The sequence below is a fragment of the Amycolatopsis sp. NPDC049691 genome (assembly GCF_040675005.1).
GTDB lineage: Bacteria > Actinomycetota > Actinomycetes > Mycobacteriales > Pseudonocardiaceae > Amycolatopsis.
In genome coordinates, this window is sequence record NZ_JBFANX010000021.1 from 2,346 (window position 1) to 19,151 (window position 16,806).

The window sequence follows — 16,806 nt, forward strand, 5'->3', positions numbered from 1 at the left end:
GCGTCGTTTTTTTTTTTTTTATATTTTTTTTAACAACTCTATCACCCCCCCACGACCGGTGGGACGGCAGCACGCAGACGGTGTCCAGGCCCAGGACGTGGTTCAACCGTCCGAAAGCGAGCCACGAGCCCAAGCTCATCGACAGCTCGACGATCTCCTTTTGGCTGTACTGCGCGGACATCCGCTTCCAGAACTCGTCGTCCAGGTTGTGGTGGTCGGTCGCGTACCGCTCGGCGTACTCCGCCGCGAGCCGCGTGCGCTCGTCGAACAGCTCGGTCGTGCGCCACTCCGACACCGCGTCCGCGAACTCCGGCTCGACCTTGACGCCGTCGCGTTCGGTGCGCCAGTCCAGGCAGAAGACGCACCCGTTGATCTGCGCGATCCGCAGCCGCGCGGCCTCGAACTCCCGCAGCCCCAACGTGGTGTGCTCGTACACCGCCAGCGAAAACTGCGACGCGGCGATCCCGATGCCGGGCACCAGTTCGCCCCACACATAGCCGATCGGGTCCTTGCCCTCGGGGATGTCGATGTTCACGAGCGCCTCCTTCCGAGCTTGCCGGCTGCCGGGCGCAGCGGGACGTCGAGTGCGTCGTAGAGGCCGGGTTCCGCCTCGGCCAGCCAGTCGATCGCGCCGACGAGCCGGCCGACGGCGGTGGCATTCCCGCCCGCGGACCGGTTTTCGCCTTCGTCGGAAGCCTCGACGCTGACCTCGATGCGCGGCCGGCCTTCGATGATCACGCGGTGGGCGCCGTCGCCGCTGGGCGGCGTCGGCCAGTCCGGGGCGCACGACGGGTGGATGCGCGTGACGTGCTCGATGACGATCCGCGGCTCGCCGTCGACGATGCCCTGCACCTCGAACCGCACCGCGCCCTGCGTGCCCTTCTCGAAGTCACCCATGGTCCGCGTGGACACGGTTTCCGCCAGCGGACGCCGCTGCAGCGTCTCGCGCAGTTCCTCGACCTCGACGCCGAGCCCGCGCGCGATCAGCCGGACCTGCCCGCCCCACACCATCGACGGCACGCCGGTCATCAGCATCGGCGGGTCGTAGTCCATCGGCTGGCCCATCCCGACCAGGTACCGGACGGAGTCGGGCTGCTCGTAGGTCGAGTAGTCGAAGATCTCCTGGCAGCGGATGACGTCGACGTCCGTGCCGAGCCCGCTGATCAGCAACGGCAGGACGTCGTTGCCCCAGCCGGGGTCGACGCCGGAGACGAACAGCGAGCCGCCGCCCTCCTTGATCGCCGCGAGCACCGGGTCGCGTAGTTCCGGGGGCGCGTTGCGCTGGTCGTAGAGGGGGTAGAGCGCCGGGGTCACCACGACCGCGCCCGTCCCGATCGCGCGGACGATGTCGGCGAGCGCGTCGTCGAACCGGACGTCCCCCGAAGCGGCGTACACGATCGCGCGCGGACCCGCGGCCAGCACGGCGTCGATGTCGTCCGTCGCGGCGACGCCCAGCTCCCGGACGCCCGCCAGCGCGCCCGCGTCCTTGCCGACCTTCGCCGGGTCGTGGACGAGCACCGCGGTCAGCTCCAGCGCCGGGTGGGCGTCGACGGCCCGGATCGCCGCACGGCCGACGTTGCCCGTGCCCCACACCACTGTGCTGATCATTCCGCCGAGTTTTCGCCGGTTCGCCCGGGTCCGGGAAGGGATTCGTTCCGGCCAGCGGACCGCGCGGAGCCGGGTAGCATGCAGTGCGTCCGAACGTCGTATCGGGAGGCCCGCGATGACGATCGATCCGAAACCCCGCAGCCGCACGGTGACCGACGGCATCGAGGCCGCGCCCGCCCGCGGCATGCTCCGCGCCGTCGGGATGGGGGACGGCGACTGGCGCAAGCCGATCATCGGCGTCGCCAGTTCGTGGAACGAGATCACGCCGTGCAACCTGTCGCTGGACCGGCTGGCGCAGGCGGCCAAGGAGGGCGTGCACGCCGGCGGCGGCTACCCGCTGCAGTTCGGCACGATCTCCGTCTCCGACGGCATCTCCATGGGCCACGACGGCATGCACTTCTCGCTCGTGTCCCGCGAGGTCATCGCCGACTCCGTCGAGACGGTCATGCAGGCCGAGCGGCTCGACGGCTCGATCCTGCTGGCCGGCTGCGACAAGTCCCTGCCCGGCATGCTGATGGCGGCGGCCCGGCTCGACCTCGCGTCGGTGTTCCTCTACGCGGGCACCATCGCCCCCGGCTGGGTGAAGCTGACCGACGGCACCGAGAAGGACGTCACGCTGATCGACGCCTTCGAGGCGGTCGGCGCCTGCCGGGCGGGCCGCATGCAGGCGGGCGACCTGGACCGCATCGAACGCGCCATCTGCCCCGGTGAGGGCGCCTGCGGCGGCATGTACACGGCGAACACGATGGCGTCGGCGGCCGAGGCGATGGGGATGAGCATGCCGGGCTCGGCCGCGCCGCCGTCCGCGGACCGCCGTCGCGACCACTACGCGCACCTTTCCGGCGAAGCCGTGGTCGGGCTGCTCGAGAAGGGCATCACCGCGCGGGACATCCTCACGCGCGAGGCGTTCGAGAACGCCATCACCGTCGTGATGGCCCTCGGCGGCTCGACCAACGCCGTGCTGCACCTGCTGGCCATCGCGCACGAGGCGAAGGTCGAGCTGACGCTGGACGACTTCAACCGCGTCGGCGACCGCGTCCCGCACCTGGGCGACCTGAAGCCGTTCGGCAAGTACGTCATGAACGACATCGACCGCCACGGCGGCATCCCGGTGCTGATGAAGGCCCTGCTCGACGAAGGGCTGATCCACGGCGACGCGCTGACCGTCACCGGCAAGACGGTCGCGGAGAACCTCGCCGAGCTGGACCCCGACCCGATCGACGGCGAGGTCCTGCGCCGGCTGGACAACCCGCTGCACCCGACCGGCGGCATCACCATCCTGCGCGGCTCGCTCGCGCCCGAAGGCGCCGTCGTGAAGTCGGCGGGCTTCGACACCGCCAACTTCGAAGGCCCAGCCCGCGTGTTCGAGCGCGAGCAGGAGGCGATGGCAGCGCTGAACGAGGGCCGCATCCAGGCCGGGGACGTCGTCGTCATCCGCTACGAAGGTCCCAAGGGCGGGCCGGGCATGCGCGAGATGCTCGCCATCACCGCGGCGATCAAGGGCGCCGGGCTGGGCAAGGACGTCCTGCTGCTGACCGACGGCCGGTTCTCCGGCGGCACGACGGGGCTGTGCATCGGCCACGTCGCGCCCGAGGCGGTCGACGGCGGGCCGATCGCGTTCGTCCGCACCGGCGACCGGATCGCCGTGGACATCAAGGGCCGCAGCATCGACCTGCTGGTCGACGCCGCCGAGCTGGCGCGGCGCCGCGAAGGCTGGGAGCCGCTGCCGAACAAGTTCCCGGAAGGGGTGCTCGGGAAGTACGCGAAGCTGGTCCGGTCGTCGTCCTACGGCGCCGTCACGAGCTGAGCGCGCGCTTGTCGACCTTGCCGACCTCGGTGAGGGGGAGTGCGTCGGCGAAGCCCACCTTCGCCGGAACGTAGTGGTCCTGGCCGAAGATCGTCCGGGCGTGTGCCTTCACGTCGTCTTCGGTGACGTCGCCCTCGGCGACGACGACGGCGTGCAGCCGGTCGCCGTGGCCGAAGACGGCGGCGCTCCGGACGGCCGGGTGCGTCTCCAGCGCGTGTTCGACGACGGTCGTGGCGACCTTCGTGCCGTGCTCGCCGACCACGACCACGTCGTCGGCGCGGCCGAGCAGGTAGAGGTAGCCGTCGTCGTCGAAGCGGCCGAGGTCGCCGGTGCGCAGCCAGCCGGCGCCGACGTCCGGGCCGCCGCGGTAACCGTCCATCATGGACAGTCCGCGGACGACGACTTCGCCGTCCTCGACGCGGGCTTCCATGCCCGGCACGATCCGGCCGACCGAGCCGAGCAGTTCGGGGCGCGCGATCAGTTCGGCGGCGGAGATGCTCGCGATCATCGGCGCTTCGGTGAGGCCGTAGCCCTGGCCGACGACCGGGCCGAAGACCGCGAGGGCCTGGGCGAGCCGGTGCGGGGGCAGCGGCGCGGCGCCGAGGGAGAGCGAGCGGACGCTGCCGAGGTCGGTGTTCTCCAGTTCCGGGTGGTCGAGGACGGCGGCCAGCCGCGGCGGCGTCAGGGAGAGCGTGTCGATCCGGTGTTCCTGGATCGCGCCGAGGACCGCGCCTGCGTCGAAACCGTCGTGGACGACGACGGTGTCACGCCGGAGCAGCGCGCCGAGGACGGTGGCGTTGCCGGTCATGTGCGTCATGGGGGCGACGAGCAGCGTGCGGCCGGGGCCGTCCGGGTTCGGCGTGAAGATGTGCGCCATGCCGTCGTAGATGCCGCTGTGGCGGATGAGCTTGGGGGTGCCGGTGGTGCCGCCGGTGGGGAAGAGGAGGTGCACGGTGTCCGGCGGGTCCAGCGGCTCGGGTTCGCCGTCGAGGTCGTCGAGGGTTCTCGTGTCGGCGCCTGGCCAGTCGCCGGGCCGGTCGGTGACGACGGTGGCGCCCCGCGCCGCGGCGAGCCGGTCTTGCTTCGGTGCGGAGGCCGGGACCATCAGCACGGTCGCGCCGCGCAGGAGGGCGGCGAGCTGGACGAGCACCGTCTCGGGCCGGTTGCGCAGGTCGACGGCGACGGTTCCGGTGGTTTCGAGACCGCCGTGCAGCCGGCGCAGGCGGTCGCGGGCCTGGTGGTAGGTGGTGGTGCCGTTCTGGATGAAGAGAGGACGGTCACCGCCGTCCTCGAGCGCGGCGAGGACCTTCGTCAGGAAGAAGCTCACCGCGTGGACGGTACTCAGTCCTGGTAGGAGAGCTTCTCGAATTCCTGGTCGAAGTCGAACCAGTCGCTCTCGCTCCCGGCGGGGATCACGTCGTAGGTCCGGTCGAGGAAGGCGGCGATCTCCTTGGCGGGCGCTTCGAGCACGGCGGCGCCGTCGGGGGAGGTCAGCTCGACCACGATCAGGGCGGGGTCGCCGGCGGGCCCGACGCGGACGTCGCCGTCGCCGCAGCGGGCGAGCAGGCCGTCGGCCAGCAGGTCGCGCCCGAAGAGCCACCGGACGGCGTTCGCGCCGGCGTGCAGCACCACGGCGACCGCGTAGGGGTCGCGGGTGTCGTACTCCAGCTCGGCGGGCACCGGCCGCGGCCCGGCACCGAAGGTGCGCAGGGCGAAGTCGATGCGGGCGCTGGTCACGTTGTGCGGGTCGGCCATCGGGACCGCCTTTGCTACTCGTCGGTTAACTTCGTCTTGTTCCAGGGATAACCCATCGTGAGTTCAACGCCCAGCGTTCCGAAAAACTTTCACACTCTGGGGTGATCAAGAAGTGTCCGAGGTCACCATCGGCGTGGCCGGACGGGCAATTTTTTCACCCTGAGTGAGCAGTCATTCGGTCTTGCTTTAGGGCAGTCGTTTCCCCGCCGGTGTCGTTACGTCCCGGCCCGACCTCGACAGCAGACTTTCGGAGCCACCCCGCCCCCGGATGGGTCGCGGCGGCCGAGTTGCACCGTCCGGGTGGGAAGCGCCACCGCACACCAGTCCGCGGCGCGGTCCGGCCGCGAACGCCTCGCACAACCAGGGTGAGGCGGAGGGTGCCGGGCATGGGTGAGCGAGGGCGGCTGCGGCTGCAACCGGGCGAGGCTCCGGTGCCCGCGGGCGCCGAAGAACTCCTGAGACGGGTCGCGACGGGGGACGAAACCGCCTTCGCGGCGCTGTACGACGTCATCGCCGGCCCGGTGCTCGGGCTGGTGACGCGCGTGCTGCGCAACCACGCCCAGGCCGAGGAAGTGGCGCAGGAGGTGCTGGTGGAGGTGTGGCGCAAAGCCGCCCGGTACGTCCCGGACCGCGGGAGCGCCCTGTCGTGGGTGCTGACCATCGCCCACCGCCGGGCCGTCGACCGCGTGCGCTCGCACCAGGCGGTGCTCGACCGCGAAGAAAAGGCCGGCCGGATGGACGTGCGGCGTCCGTTCGACGACGTCACCGAGTCCACTTTGGCCACGCTCGACCAGCAGCGCGTCCGCCAGTGCCTGGCGCAGCTGACCGATCTCCAGCGCGAGTCGATCGTGCTGGCCTACTACAACGGCTACACCTATCCCGAGGTCGCCGAGGTGCTGAAGGTGGCGCCCGGGACCGTCAAGACCCGCATCCGGGACGGCCTGATCCGGCTGCGTGACTGCCTGGGGGTGGAGCGATGACCGCCGAGCTGCACACGCTGACCGGGGCCTACGCGCTGGACGCACTGTCCGATGTGGAGCGCGCCGGGTTCGAACGGCACCTCGGCGAGTGCCCGGCGTGCCGCCAGGAGGTGGCCGAGCTGCGCGCGACCGGCGCCCGGCTGGGTGCCGCCGACGCGGTCGGGCCGCCGCCGCGGCTGCGGGCGCTGGTGCTCGCCGACGTGGCCCGCACCCGCCAGCTGCCCCCGAAGATCCCGGTCCAGCGGGGCGGCGGAGCCAAGCACGGCAAGGTTTTCCGGCTCCGCGTCGCGCTGTTCGGCGCCGCCGCGGCGGCCGTCGTCGCGGTCGGCGTCGGCGTCCTCACCTCGGCTCCGCCCGCGCCCGTCGACTCGGTGCTGTCCGCGCCCGACGCCTCCGCCGTCCAGGGCACCGGCGAGGGGCACGCCACGCTGGTCGTCTCGCGCAGCCGCAACCAGGCCGTGCTGCTTGCCTCGGACCTGCCCGCCCTCGACGCCGGCCACGTCTACCAGGTGTGGCTGATCCGCGCGGGCGAAGCGCATTCGGCCGGGCTCCTGCGGCCGCGGATGCTGATGTCGGACATCCCGCCCGGCACCGACCGGATCGGCATCACCGTCGAGCCCGCGGGCGGCTCCGCGGGTCCGACGACCCCGGCGGTCACCCGGATCTCCCTTGCCTAGCGATCGGACTGCGATGAGCACCTCGACGACCCCGACGGCACCCGGGCCGAAGCTGCGCCGGTGGGTGGCCGCCCTCCTGGGCATCCTCGCGCTGGCGGCGGCGCTCGCGGCGGGCCACCTCGTCGCCGGCTTCGTCGGCGTCAACGCGTCGCCCTACCTGGCGGTCGGCAACGGCGCCATCGACCTGACGCCGGTGCAGCTGAAGGACTTCGCCGTCCGCACCTTCGGCACGTACGACAAGCTCGTCCTGCTCTCCGGGATGGCCGTGGTCATGGTGCTGGTCGCCGCCGCGGCCGGGCTCGCCTCCCGCCGCACGCCGTGGCCGGGGCTCGTCGTGGTCACCGGGTTCGGCCTCGTGGGCGTCGTCGCGGTGCACGCGCGGCCCGACCTCTCCACCGTCGCCCTGCTCGCCCCGCTGGCGAGCCTGGTCGCCGGCGTCGCGACGTTCGCCTTCCTGCACCGCCTGGCCCGGCGCGACGTCGTGGCGGACTCCTCGCGCCGGACCCTGCTGCTGGCCGGCGCCGGCGTGGTCGCCGGTGCGGGGGTCGCGGGCCTCGGCGGCCGGCTGCTCGCCGGCAGCCGGGACGCGGCGTCGTCGCGCGCGGCCGTGGGCCGGCTGGTCCCGGCGCGGACCGCGCCGGTGATCCCGGCCGACGCCGACTTCGCGAAGCTGGGCACACCGGCGTTCCTCACCCGCAACGCCGACTTCTACCGCGTGGACACCGCACTGTCCGTCCCGCAGGTCCGGACCGAGGACTGGAGCCTGCGCCTGCACGGCATGGTCGACCGCGAAATCCGGTACGGCTACGGCGACATCCGCGACCGGCCGCTCGTGGAACGCACCATCACGATGACGTGCGTGTCCAACGAAGTCGGCGGCACCTACGTGTCGACGGCGAACTTCATCGGCGTCGACCTGGCAGATCTGCTGGAAGAGGCCGGGGTCCGGCCCGGCGCCGAGCAGCTCTACTCGTCCAGTGTGGACGGTTGGACGTCCGGCAGCCCGGTCGCCGCGGCGCTGGATCGCGGGCGCGGCGCCATGCTCGCCATCGGGATGAACGGCGAACCGCTGCCGATCGAACACGGATTTCCGGCGCGCCTGGTGATCCCCGGGCTGTACGGTTACGTGTCGGCGACGAAATGGGTCACCGATCTCGAGGTGACGACCTGGCAGGCTCGGCAGGCCTATTGGCTGAAACGCGGCTGGAGCCGGGAAGCGCCGATCAAGACGGAATCGCGGATCGACACACCCAAGGGTTTCGAAACCGTGCCGTCGGGAAAGGTGCGCGTCGCCGGGATCGCGTGGGCGCAGCACACCGGCGTCGAGAAGGTCGAAGTGCGCCTGGACGACGGCCCGTGGCGCGAAGCCACGTTGTCCCACCAAGTAAACCTCGACACCTGGCGCATGTGGTGGGCCGAGTTCGACGCCGCGCCCGGCGGTCACCAGGTCGCCTGCCGGGCCACCGACAAAAGCGGGTACACGCAGACCGACGCGCGCGCCGGAACCGTGCCCGACGGTGCCACCGGGTGGCACGGCATCAATTTCACGGCGAGGTGACCGGCGTCACCCGATCGGTCGGCAATCCGGTTTCCGGGCAGGTCCGAATACCCCGCAAGAAGAAGTTCACAGCCGCTTTTTTGGAGTGATTTTCGTGACCAAGCTTCGTGTCGCCGGAATCGGTTTCGCCGCCGTGGCCGCCCTTTCGCTGACCGCGTGCAGCAGCAGCGACACCGCTTCCTCCGGGAGCTCCGGCAGCGCCCCGGCCCCGGCGCCGTCCTCGTCGACGGCGCCGTCGCCGAGCATGGCCGCCGGGGACGGCGTGACCACCAACGCCGACGTCTTCGGCCCGGCCTGTTCCCAGCTGCCGCAGGGTTCCGCGCCCGGTTCGCTGGACTCGATGGGCCCGCAGCCGGTCGCTTCGGCCGCGTCGACGAACCCGCTGCTGACCAAGCTGGTGGCGGCGGTCAAGGCCACCAACCTGGTCGACACCCTCAACAGCCAGCAGGCCATCACGGTGTTCGCGCCGGCCGACCCGGCGTTCGCCGCGCTGGGCGACGCGAAGTTCGCCGAGCTGGCGGGCAAGCCGGCCGAGCTGGCGCCGATCCTGCAGTACCACGTCGTCGGCAAGCGCTACGACGCCAAGGGCCTCGAGTCGGCCGGCACGCTGGAGTCGCTGAACACCGCGGGCGGCCCGCTGAAGATCGAAGGCTCGGGCGACAACCTGACCGTCAACGGCGCGAAGGTCCTCTGCGGCAACATCCCCACGAAGAACGCCACGGTCTTCGTGATCGACAAGGTGCTGACCCCGGGCGCCAACAAGTGATCTAACGTCCGAGCAGAGGGCCCAGGCGTTCCGCGATGTCGGTGAGGATCTGCACGTAGTCTTCGTGGTCGAAGGTGAACGGCAGGGCGAAAGCCACCTCGTCGATCTCGCGGAACGCCTCGTGCGCGTGCAGCCGCTCGGCGATCTCCGCGGAGCTGCCGACGAAGTCGGGGGAGAACAGCATCCGCGCCGGGCCCTGCGGTTCCGCGGTGCGCGGCAGCCGTTTCGCGGCGTAGGCCTCGTACTTCGCGCGCTGCTCCGGCGTCGCGGAGTCGGTCGGGATGACGACCAGGCCCTGGGAGACGCGGCCGGCGGGGTGGTGCTCGCGGAAGGTCCGGATGTGCGACGCCTGGATCTCGGCGAAGTCCACGCTCTCACCCTCGGCCTTGACCACGCTGCTGGTCAGGAAGTTCATCGCGTGCTTGCCCGCCCACTCGGCCGAGCGCAGGCTCGCGCCGCCGTACCAGAGGCGCTCGCCGAGCCCGGGTGCCTGCGGCTGGACCCGGTCGGAGAAGACCTCGAAGCCCTCGGTGCCGCTGAACCCGGTGGCGGGCTCGCCGCGCACGAAGTCCAGCAGCCGTCGCACGCGCTCGTAGGAGAAGTCCTCGACGTCGGCGGTGTCCGGGTAGAGGGCGCGTTTGACCTCCTCGTAGCGCATCGGCGGGCCGACGCTGATCCCCGGGTTGAGCCGGCCGCCGGAGAGCAGGTCGACGGTGGCGAGGTCCTCGGCGAGCCGCAGCGGGTTCTCCCAGCCGAGCGGGATGACGGCGGTCCCGAGCTCGATCCGGCGGGTCCGCTGCGACGCGGCGGCCAGCACGGCGACCGGCGAGGAGATGCCGTGCTGCAGGTGCCGGTGCCGCACCCAGGCGCTGTCGAAGCCGAGCTGCTCACCGAGCTCGATGATCTCCAGCGTCGACTCGTGCCCCCGCCGCGGGTCGGCGGGGTCGAACAGGCCGATGGTCAGGAAGCCGAGCTTCCGCAGTGGTCGGGGCACGCCGCCGATTCTGCCCCGTCCGCCGGGGTGTCCCACGTGCTGGAACTACCGGTCCCGCAGCAGGTCCAGGCCGTCGAGGATGAGGTCGAGCCCGAATTCGAACTCCGCCTGGTCGTCGCACCAGCCCAGCGTCGAGTCCGGGTCGTCGTGGGCGATCTCGCTCAGCATCCCGGCCAGGTTCGGCAGCTGCGCCGCCAGGTCCCCCGGGATTTCCGCCGACGCGCCGGCGTTCGGGTCGAACACCTCGTGGCTGAACCCCAGGGCCCGGCTGCCGAGCGCGTGCAGGGCGTGGTGGATCCGGTCGTGCGAGAACCCGCCGTCGCGCATCACCCCGACCAGGGCGTCGTAGTACTTCAGCACCGCGAGGCTGGTCGACGACCGCGTCTCGAACAGCGCGGGCGCCCAGCGGTGGCGCAGGAACACCTCGCGGGCCGCGAGGATGCGCCGCCGCACCGTCCGCCGCCAGTCCGGACCGGGCTCGAGCCGGTCGACGGCCTCGTTGATCTCCTGCGCGACCACGTCGACGATCCCGTCGAGCAGGTCTTCCTTCTTGGCGACGTGGTAGTAGAGCGACATCGCCTCGGCGTCGAGCTCGTCGGCGAGCCGGCGCATCGTCACCGCCCGCAGGCCGTGCTCGTCCGCGAGCGCGACGGCCGCGCGCAGGACGCGCTCCCGGCTCAGCGGAATCCGGGCTTCGGTGGTCACGCCCAGGATCGTACAACGTAAGGCCCCTTGACCCCGTGTCGGAGCCGGAGCTACCTTACAACGTAAGACTTACAACGTAAGGGAGATGTCGTGAAGGCTCTCGTTCAGCGTGTGTACGGCTCATCGGAGACCCTGACCTGGGAAGACGTGCCGGATCCGGTGCCTGGCGAAGGCGAAGTGCTGGTCCGCGTGCACGCCACGTCGGTCAACCCGTACGACTGGCACTTCATGAGAGGCGAGCCGTACGTCGCGCGCCTGATGACCGGCGGCTTCGGCCTGCGCCGCCCGCCGGCCGGGGTCCTCGGCTGCGATCTGGCCGGCCGGGTCGAGACGCCCGGCCAGGAGTTCTCGCCCGGCGATGACGTCTACGCCCTGCTGCCGAGGGGCGCCTACGCGGAGTACGTCTGCGTGCGCGAGGACCTGCTGGCGCGCATGCCCGCGAACCTCACCCACGAGCGGGCGGCGGCGATGCCGATGGCGGCCGTGACGGCGCTGCTGTCGCTGCGGGGAGTGGCGCCGGGGCACCGGGTTCTGGTCAACGGGGCTTCCGGCGGTGTCGGCACCTTCGCCGTCCAGCTCGCGAAAGCACTGGGGACGGCGGTCGACGCCGTCTGCGGCCCGGCGAACGTCGAGCTGGCCCGGTCCCTCGGCGCGGAGCACGTCACCGACTACCACTCGGCGGACTTCACCCGCGGCGGCCGCCGCTACGACTTCGTGCTGGACATCGCCGGCGGCCGGTCGGTGTTCGCCTGCCGCCGGGTGCTCGAACGCGGCGGCACGTTCGTCGCCGTCGGCGGCCCGGCCGGGCGCTGGCTGCAGCCCGCCGGGCACGTCTTCGCCGCGCTGGCCGCCGGGCCGTTCGCGCGGCGGCGCGTGGTGCTCGCGGACGCCGTCGCGTGCCCGGACAAGAAGGCGGTACTGGGTGAGCTGGCCGCGCTGGTGGAGCGTGGCTCGCTGACGCCGGTGATCGACCGGAGCTACCCGTTCGACGACCTGCGGGCCGCGATCGCCTACCAGGAAGCCGGGCACGCCAAGGGAAAGGTGGCGGTCACCCTCGGCGTGCCCGGCTGACCGGTCAGCCGTGGTGCGGGCAGTTGCCGCGGAAGTCCGAAATGGACAGGCTGGTGGCCGGGATCGGGCAGAGGAACTGTTCGTAGCGGGTGTCGTTGTCGATGAACCGCTTGAGCCACGAGAGGGTGTACTTCGCGATCGTCGTGTTCGACGAGTTCGGCGCGAAGTGGCTGGCGCCGCGCAGTTCGAGGTACGCCTTGTCCAAGGTGGACGGCAGGCTGGTGTAGAACGGGATCGAGTGCGTGGCCACCGGGGCGACCGTGTCCGCCTCCGCCCCGACGACGAGCGTCGGCACGCTGACCGTCGACCAGTTCTTGGTCAGGTTCCAGCCGGTCAGCGGGATCGCGGCCTGCAGCGACGGCCGGGAGCGCGCCGCTTCCAGGGTGCCGCCACCGCCCATCGAGTGCCCGACCACGCCGAGCCTGCTGCTGTCGATGCGGGACCGGACGCTGCTCTGCTGGGTCAGGTAGTCGAGCGAGGCCAGCAGCTGCCTGCCCCGGCTGTCGGGCTGGTCGCTGGTCGTCAGGGTGTCGATGGTGAACACGACGAACCCCTGCGACGCGAGCCGCGGGCCCAGCCAGGCGATGCTCGACTGCAGCGCCGTGAACCCGGGTGCGATCGAGATCGCGCCGAACGTGCCGGCGGTCGTGGTGGTGGGGTAGTAGATGGTCCCGCCGCCGAAGCCGGAGACGGCCAGTCGCGACACGGTGACGGTGCTGGTCGCGAAGCTGCCGCGGCTCGCTTCGATGCTGGCGGTGGTCGGGTCGGGCCCCCGTTCGTAGGGGTTGTCGGCGGCGGGTGCCGGCGAGGTGACGGCGGTGGTGACCGTCAACGCGGCCGCGAGGACCCCGGCGGCCTTGGCCCGCCAGGAGCGGCGGCGGGAAATTTTCTCACCCGAGCCAGGCGACGTCGGCGGACTGGTGAGTACGGACATGGATCGCTCTCTTTCCCCGGGCAGGCGAAAGCGCGCCCGGACACGGACGGGCGGACCGATGGAACCGTTGCACGGCAAGGGAGACGTGCCGCGTGCGGGATGCGGGGGAACCGCTTTCCCGTGGACTCATGAAACACTTCGGCCAAATGTTCCACAACACCCGAACGGGTGAGTAGCTGACCGACTGTGCGCTTGATCGGCGAGTCGGAGAGGGCCGGCACTCACGCAGGTGAGTACTCGCTCAGCCGGTCGCGGCCGGCTCCAAGGCCCCGCGCACCAACGTGTCGAGCAACGTCGTCGCCACCTTCAGGTCCACGGTCCGCGCCGCCAGCACGTCCGAGTACAGGAACGACTCGCCGAGCCGCACCACGGCGAACGCCAGGTCCGGCAGCCCCACCAGCGGCGTCAGGCCCGCCGCCGAGGCGTCCTCGCGGAACAGCTCCACGTGCGCGTCGACCAAGGCGGGCTGGACCGCGCCGCGCGGGTCCGTCAGCACTCGCAACGCCACCGTCGACTCGGCCTCGATCAGCTTGCGCATCCCCTCGTTGCCCGCGACCTCGCGGCGGTACTCCTCCATCACCCACAGGCACCGCAGCCGGCCCTCGGGGGTGCGGACGGCCGAGCCGTGGGCGTCGCGCCACCGCTCCAGCGCCCGCTGCCAGGTCCGGTCGGACAGCAGCCGCAGCCCGGCGCCCATCAGGTCGTCGCGGTTGCCGACGCGGCGGAAGAACGTCGTGCGCGAGATCCCCAGTTCGGCCGCCATCCGGCCGAGGTCGAGGCGGGTTCCGGCGAACAGCAGCCGCGCGGCGTGGCGGACGATGTCGTCGGTCGAGACGGTCACCGGGTCACCCTATCCACAGGTCGTCGCCGGTTACCTTGAAGTGCGTGCCACCGGCCGGGTTAGGTTGGTTTCGTGCGTGTTGACATCTGGTCCGATCTCGTCTGTCCCTGGTGCTACCTCGGCAAGCGCCGCTTCGAGCGGGCGGTCGCCGAGCTCGGCGCCGACGTCGAGGTCGTGCACCACTCGTTCCAGCTCGACCCGTCGTTCCCGCGCGGGACGTCCCGGCCGACGCGCGAGGTGCTCGCCGAGAAGTACGGCCGGACGCTCGAAGAAGCCGACGCGATGGAAGCGCAGATGGAGCAGCGCGCGGCCGCCGACGGTCTCGAGTACCACCTCGACGGTGTCCACATGGGAAACACCGTCGACGGCCACCGCTTGGTGCACTTCGCGGCCGAACACGGGCTGGCCGACGCGGTCGTCGACCGGTTCTACCGCGCGCACTTCACGGAGCGGCGGTCGTTGTTCGACCGCGGCTCGCTGGTGGAGCTGGCCGCCGAAGCCGGGCTCGACGCGGCCGAGGCCCGCGCGGTGCTCGAGTCGGACGCGTACGAAGCCGAAGTCGCGGCGGACGGCGAGCAGGCGCGGGAGCTGGGCGCGACCGGAGTGCCGTTCTTCGTGATCGACGGGCGGTTCGGCGTCGCGGGCGCCCAGTCACCCGAGGTGTTCGCCCAGGTGCTGCGCCGGGTCAGCGACGCCGCCGCCGGGTGAACCGCGACCGGTCGGTGGCGACACCGGCCAGGTGCAGGGCGACGCACAGCAGCCCGGCGGTGGTCAGGGTGCCGGTGGTGACGACCGGCCCGAGCCCGAACCCGGCGAGTTCCATGAGCAGGGCGAGCCCGAAGAGCACGGCGGCGAGGATGGCGAGCATGACGGCCTCGTTTCTGCGGCGGTGGGCCGAATGGTCCACACCACTGCGACGTTCGCTTGACCGGGGGATCCGGCTTGGTGGCCGGTAATGCCCGCGGTTCCGCGCGCTCAAACGAGCTTCGTGCCGGCCACGGCTGCCGAGGTCAGGCCGGCGGTGGCGCGGTGCTCGAACGGACCACCAGCTCCGTCGGCACCGAAACCGGCTCGCCCGCCTCCGCGCCCGTCTCGATCTCCGCCAGCAGCGCCGAAACCGCGTGCCGGCCGACCGCCTCGAACGACTGGCGGATCGTCGTCAACGGGGGCCAGAAGTGGGCCGACTCCTCCATGTCGTCGAACCCCACCACGCTGACCTCCGCCGGCACCCGGCGCCCCGACTCGTGCAGCGCCCGCAGCAGCCCCAGCGCCATCTGGTCGTTGGCCGCGAACACCGCCGTCACCGAAGGGTCGCGGGCCAGCGTCAGCCCCGCCTCGTAGCCCGACGACGGGGACCAGTCGCCCGTCAGGACCGGCGGCACGAAAGCCCCCGCCAGCTCCAAAGTGGCCCGCCACGACTTGCGGCGGCGCTCGGCCGAATACGACTGCGGTGGCCCCGCGATGTGCCAGACCGTCTCGTGCCCCAGGGAAAGCAGGTGCTGGGTCGCCGTCGCCGCGCCGTCGGCCTGGTCGGTGTCCACCACCGGGTAGTCGTAGCGCGCGCTCGAGTCGATCACCACCACCGGGAGACCGTGCGGCAGCTCGATCTCGCTCTCGTCGAGCTGGTGCTGCTCGATCAGGATGATGACGCCGTCGACGGCCTGCTCGTCCAGCTTGCTGAACGCGCCCGTCACCTCGCCCTGCGTCGGGCGCGTCACCGGCATCAGGATGATCGAGAACCCCTGGGCGACGACCGCCGCCGCGATGGCGTCGAGCGTGCGGCTGTTGCCGAACGTCGGGAGCGCCGAAATGATCACGCCGATGCTGCGGAACTTGCCGTTGCGCAACGCCCGCGCCGCGCTGTTGGGCCGGTAGCCGACCCGGCGCATCGCCGCGAGGACGCGTTCGCGGGTCGCGTCGTCGACGTTCGTCCGGCCGTTCGCGACCCGGGACACCGTCTGACCCGACACGCCCGCCTCCCGGGCCACGTCCGCCATCGACGGTCCACGACGGGGGGATGCAGCCGGCACGAGTGTCTCCTCGGGAGTGTCCTGGACATGTTTACGTCAACACGTTACCCTTCGGCTGTCCATGTTGACGTAAACATCTGCAACACCGGAGAAGACGATGACGTCCACAGCGGCTCCGCCCGTTCCGGCCCCGGCCCGTCCGCGGCCGACGGCCCGCCGTCCGCGGCGGAAGTGGCGGGGCTGGCTCTTCGTCGCCCCCTTCATGCTGGTGTTCGCGCTGACCTTCATCGCGCCGGTCGGCTACGCGTTCGTGCTCAGCCTCTTCCGCGACCAGGCCTTCTTCGGCGGCACCGTGTTCGTCGGCGCCGACAACTACGCGCAGGTGCTCGGCGACCCGAAGTTCTGGGAAGCCTTCCGGCGGGTGCTGGTGTTCCTCGCCGTGCAGGTGCCGATCATGCTGGTGCTCGCGCTGATCGCGGCGCTGGCGATCGACAGCGCCCGGCTGCACGCCGCCGGGTTCTTCCGCGTCGTGATCTTCCTGCCGTACGCGGTCCCCGCCGTGGTCGCCGCCCTGATGTGGGGCTTCATCTACGGTGACCACTTCGGACTCGCGGCCGACCTGAACCACCTGCTCGGCACCGACGCGGTGCAGCCGTTGTCGCCGAACTGGCTGCTCACGTCGATCGGCAACATCGTCACGTGGGAGTTCGTCGGCTACAACATGCTGATCTTCTACTCCGCGCTGAAGGTGATCCCGAAGGAGCTGTTCGAGGCGGCCGCGATCGACGGCGCCGGCGCGTTCCGCACGATCCTGTCGGTCAAGCTCCCCGCGATCCGGGGTGCCATCGTGGTCGCCACGATCTTCTCGATCATCGGCAGCTTCCAGCTGTTCAACGAGCCGAACATCATGCGCAACCTGGTGCCGAACACGATCGGCACGTTCTACACGCCGAACATGTACGCCTACAACCTTTCCTTCAACGGGCAGCAGTACAACTACTCCGCCACCGTCGCGATCGTGATGGGCGTGATCACCGCGGTCATCGCCTACGTCGTGCAGCTGCGCGGCTCCCGGAAGGAGATGTGACGTGGCCGTTCTTTCGAAGACACAGTTCTCGGTGACCAGGCCCCGCAAGTCCC

Annotated in this window: 18 protein-coding genes; 8 read left to right on the top strand and 10 right to left on the bottom strand. The window is 71.2% G+C overall.

The genetic code is table 11. The features are described 5' to 3' along the window. Together AB0J40_RS36350 and AB0J40_RS36355 are read right to left on the bottom strand one after the other, a co-directional pair. A partial coding sequence (locus tag AB0J40_RS36350) for a hypothetical protein (protein ID WP_364462588.1) occupies positions 1 to 535 on the bottom strand: 535 nt, incomplete at its 3' end. Then, a complete protein-coding gene (locus tag AB0J40_RS36355) occupies positions 532 to 1,608 on the bottom strand; it encodes a dihydrodipicolinate reductase (RefSeq protein WP_364462591.1) in 1,077 nt (358 codons plus the stop codon). The genes AB0J40_RS36350 and AB0J40_RS36355, both read right to left, overlap by 4 nt. Before the next feature lie 115 nt (positions 1,609 to 1,723). On the opposite strand from AB0J40_RS36355, the gene ilvD reads away from it, so the two are divergent. Next, on the top strand, positions 1,724 to 3,415 hold the full coding sequence (ilvD, locus tag AB0J40_RS36360) for a dihydroxy-acid dehydratase (RefSeq protein WP_364462594.1): 1,692 nt from the start codon (positions 1,724 to 1,726) through the stop codon (positions 3,413 to 3,415). On the opposite strand, the gene AB0J40_RS36365 is transcribed toward ilvD, so the two are convergent. Continuing rightward, on the bottom strand, positions 3,405 to 4,742 hold the full coding sequence (locus AB0J40_RS36365; RefSeq protein ID WP_364462597.1) for a fatty acid--CoA ligase family protein: 1,338 nt from the start codon (positions 4,740 to 4,742) through the stop codon (positions 3,405 to 3,407). The two genes, ilvD and AB0J40_RS36365, sit on opposite strands and share 11 nt — an antisense overlap. 14 nt (positions 4,743 to 4,756) lie before the next feature. Continuing rightward, positions 4,757 to 5,170, bottom strand: coding sequence for an SsgA family sporulation/cell division regulator (locus AB0J40_RS36370; RefSeq protein ID WP_364462600.1), 414 nt, complete (start codon positions 5,168 to 5,170; stop codon positions 4,757 to 4,759). 386 nt (positions 5,171 to 5,556) lie between these two features. Here AB0J40_RS36370 and sigK point away from each other — a divergent pair, with 386 nt between their 5' ends. The 4 genes from sigK to AB0J40_RS36390 all read left to right on the top strand — a co-directional run bounded on the left by sigK (position 5,557) and on the right by AB0J40_RS36390 (position 9,151). Then, positions 5,557 to 6,150: an ECF RNA polymerase sigma factor SigK gene (gene sigK, locus AB0J40_RS36375; RefSeq protein WP_364462603.1), complete on the top strand. Its 594-nt coding sequence runs from the start codon at positions 5,557 to 5,559 to the stop codon at positions 6,148 to 6,150. After that, entirely contained in the window at positions 6,147 to 6,827 is a 681-nt protein-coding gene (locus tag AB0J40_RS36380) for an anti-sigma factor (protein WP_364462605.1), read from the top strand. The genes sigK and AB0J40_RS36380 overlap by 4 nt, the downstream gene beginning before the upstream one ends. Before the next feature lie 13 nt (positions 6,828 to 6,840). Continuing rightward, entirely contained in the window at positions 6,841 to 8,385 is a 1,545-nt protein-coding gene (locus AB0J40_RS36385) for a molybdopterin-dependent oxidoreductase (protein WP_364462608.1), read from the top strand. Between the two features lie 94 nt (positions 8,386 to 8,479). Beyond that, positions 8,480 to 9,151, top strand: a complete 672-nt coding sequence (locus AB0J40_RS36390) for a fasciclin domain-containing protein (protein WP_364462611.1) — start codon at positions 8,480 to 8,482, stop codon at positions 9,149 to 9,151. A 1-nt stretch (position 9,152) separates the two neighbouring features. Here AB0J40_RS36390 and AB0J40_RS36395 read toward each other — a convergent pair whose 3' ends face one another. Together AB0J40_RS36395 and AB0J40_RS36400 are read right to left on the bottom strand one after the other, a co-directional pair. After that, complete coding sequence (locus AB0J40_RS36395; RefSeq protein WP_364462614.1) at positions 9,153 to 10,145, bottom strand: LLM class flavin-dependent oxidoreductase; 993 nt, start codon at positions 10,143 to 10,145, stop codon at positions 9,153 to 9,155. Positions 10,146 to 10,190: 45 nt separating this feature from the next. Continuing rightward, positions 10,191 to 10,850, bottom strand: coding sequence for a TetR/AcrR family transcriptional regulator C-terminal domain-containing protein (locus AB0J40_RS36400; protein WP_364462616.1), 660 nt, complete (start codon positions 10,848 to 10,850; stop codon positions 10,191 to 10,193). Between the two features lie 90 nt (positions 10,851 to 10,940). Between AB0J40_RS36400 and AB0J40_RS36405 the strand changes: the two genes are divergently transcribed. Then, positions 10,941 to 11,921 carry an NAD(P)-dependent alcohol dehydrogenase gene (locus tag AB0J40_RS36405; RefSeq protein ID WP_364462618.1) on the top strand — a complete coding sequence of 327 codons (981 nt, stop codon included), beginning with the start codon at positions 10,941 to 10,943 and terminating at the stop codon, positions 11,919 to 11,921. Positions 11,922 to 11,925: 4 nt separating this feature from the next. On the opposite strand, the gene AB0J40_RS36410 is transcribed toward AB0J40_RS36405, so the two are convergent. Then, positions 11,926 to 12,855 (bottom strand): dienelactone hydrolase family protein, encoded by a 930-nt coding sequence (locus AB0J40_RS36410; RefSeq protein WP_364462621.1) that lies wholly within the window; start codon positions 12,853 to 12,855, stop codon positions 11,926 to 11,928. Positions 12,856 to 13,096: 241 nt separating this feature from the next. Continuing rightward, a complete protein-coding gene (locus tag AB0J40_RS36415; RefSeq protein WP_364462624.1) occupies positions 13,097 to 13,696 on the bottom strand; it encodes a QsdR family transcriptional regulator in 600 nt (199 codons plus the stop codon). Positions 13,697 to 13,780: 84 nt separating this feature from the next. On the opposite strand from AB0J40_RS36415, the gene AB0J40_RS36420 reads away from it, so the two are divergent. Beyond that, positions 13,781 to 14,404, top strand: a complete 624-nt coding sequence (locus tag AB0J40_RS36420) for a DsbA family oxidoreductase (protein ID WP_364463014.1) — start codon at positions 13,781 to 13,783, stop codon at positions 14,402 to 14,404. On the opposite strand, the gene AB0J40_RS36425 is transcribed toward AB0J40_RS36420, so the two are convergent. Both AB0J40_RS36425 and AB0J40_RS36430 read right to left on the bottom strand, forming a co-directional pair. Next, positions 14,382 to 14,564 (bottom strand): hypothetical protein, encoded by a 183-nt coding sequence (locus AB0J40_RS36425; protein WP_086856983.1) that lies wholly within the window; start codon positions 14,562 to 14,564, stop codon positions 14,382 to 14,384. The genes AB0J40_RS36420 and AB0J40_RS36425 overlap by 23 nt on opposite strands. A gap of 142 nt (positions 14,565 to 14,706) precedes the next feature. Then, entirely contained in the window at positions 14,707 to 15,693 is a 987-nt protein-coding gene (locus tag AB0J40_RS36430; RefSeq protein ID WP_364462627.1) for a LacI family DNA-binding transcriptional regulator, read from the bottom strand. A 130-nt stretch (positions 15,694 to 15,823) separates the two neighbouring features. On the opposite strand from AB0J40_RS36430, the gene AB0J40_RS36435 reads away from it, so the two are divergent. Further along, entirely contained in the window at positions 15,824 to 16,753 is a 930-nt protein-coding gene (locus tag AB0J40_RS36435) for a sugar ABC transporter permease (RefSeq protein WP_364462630.1), read from the top strand. Positions 16,754 to 16,806: the final 53 nt, after the last annotated feature.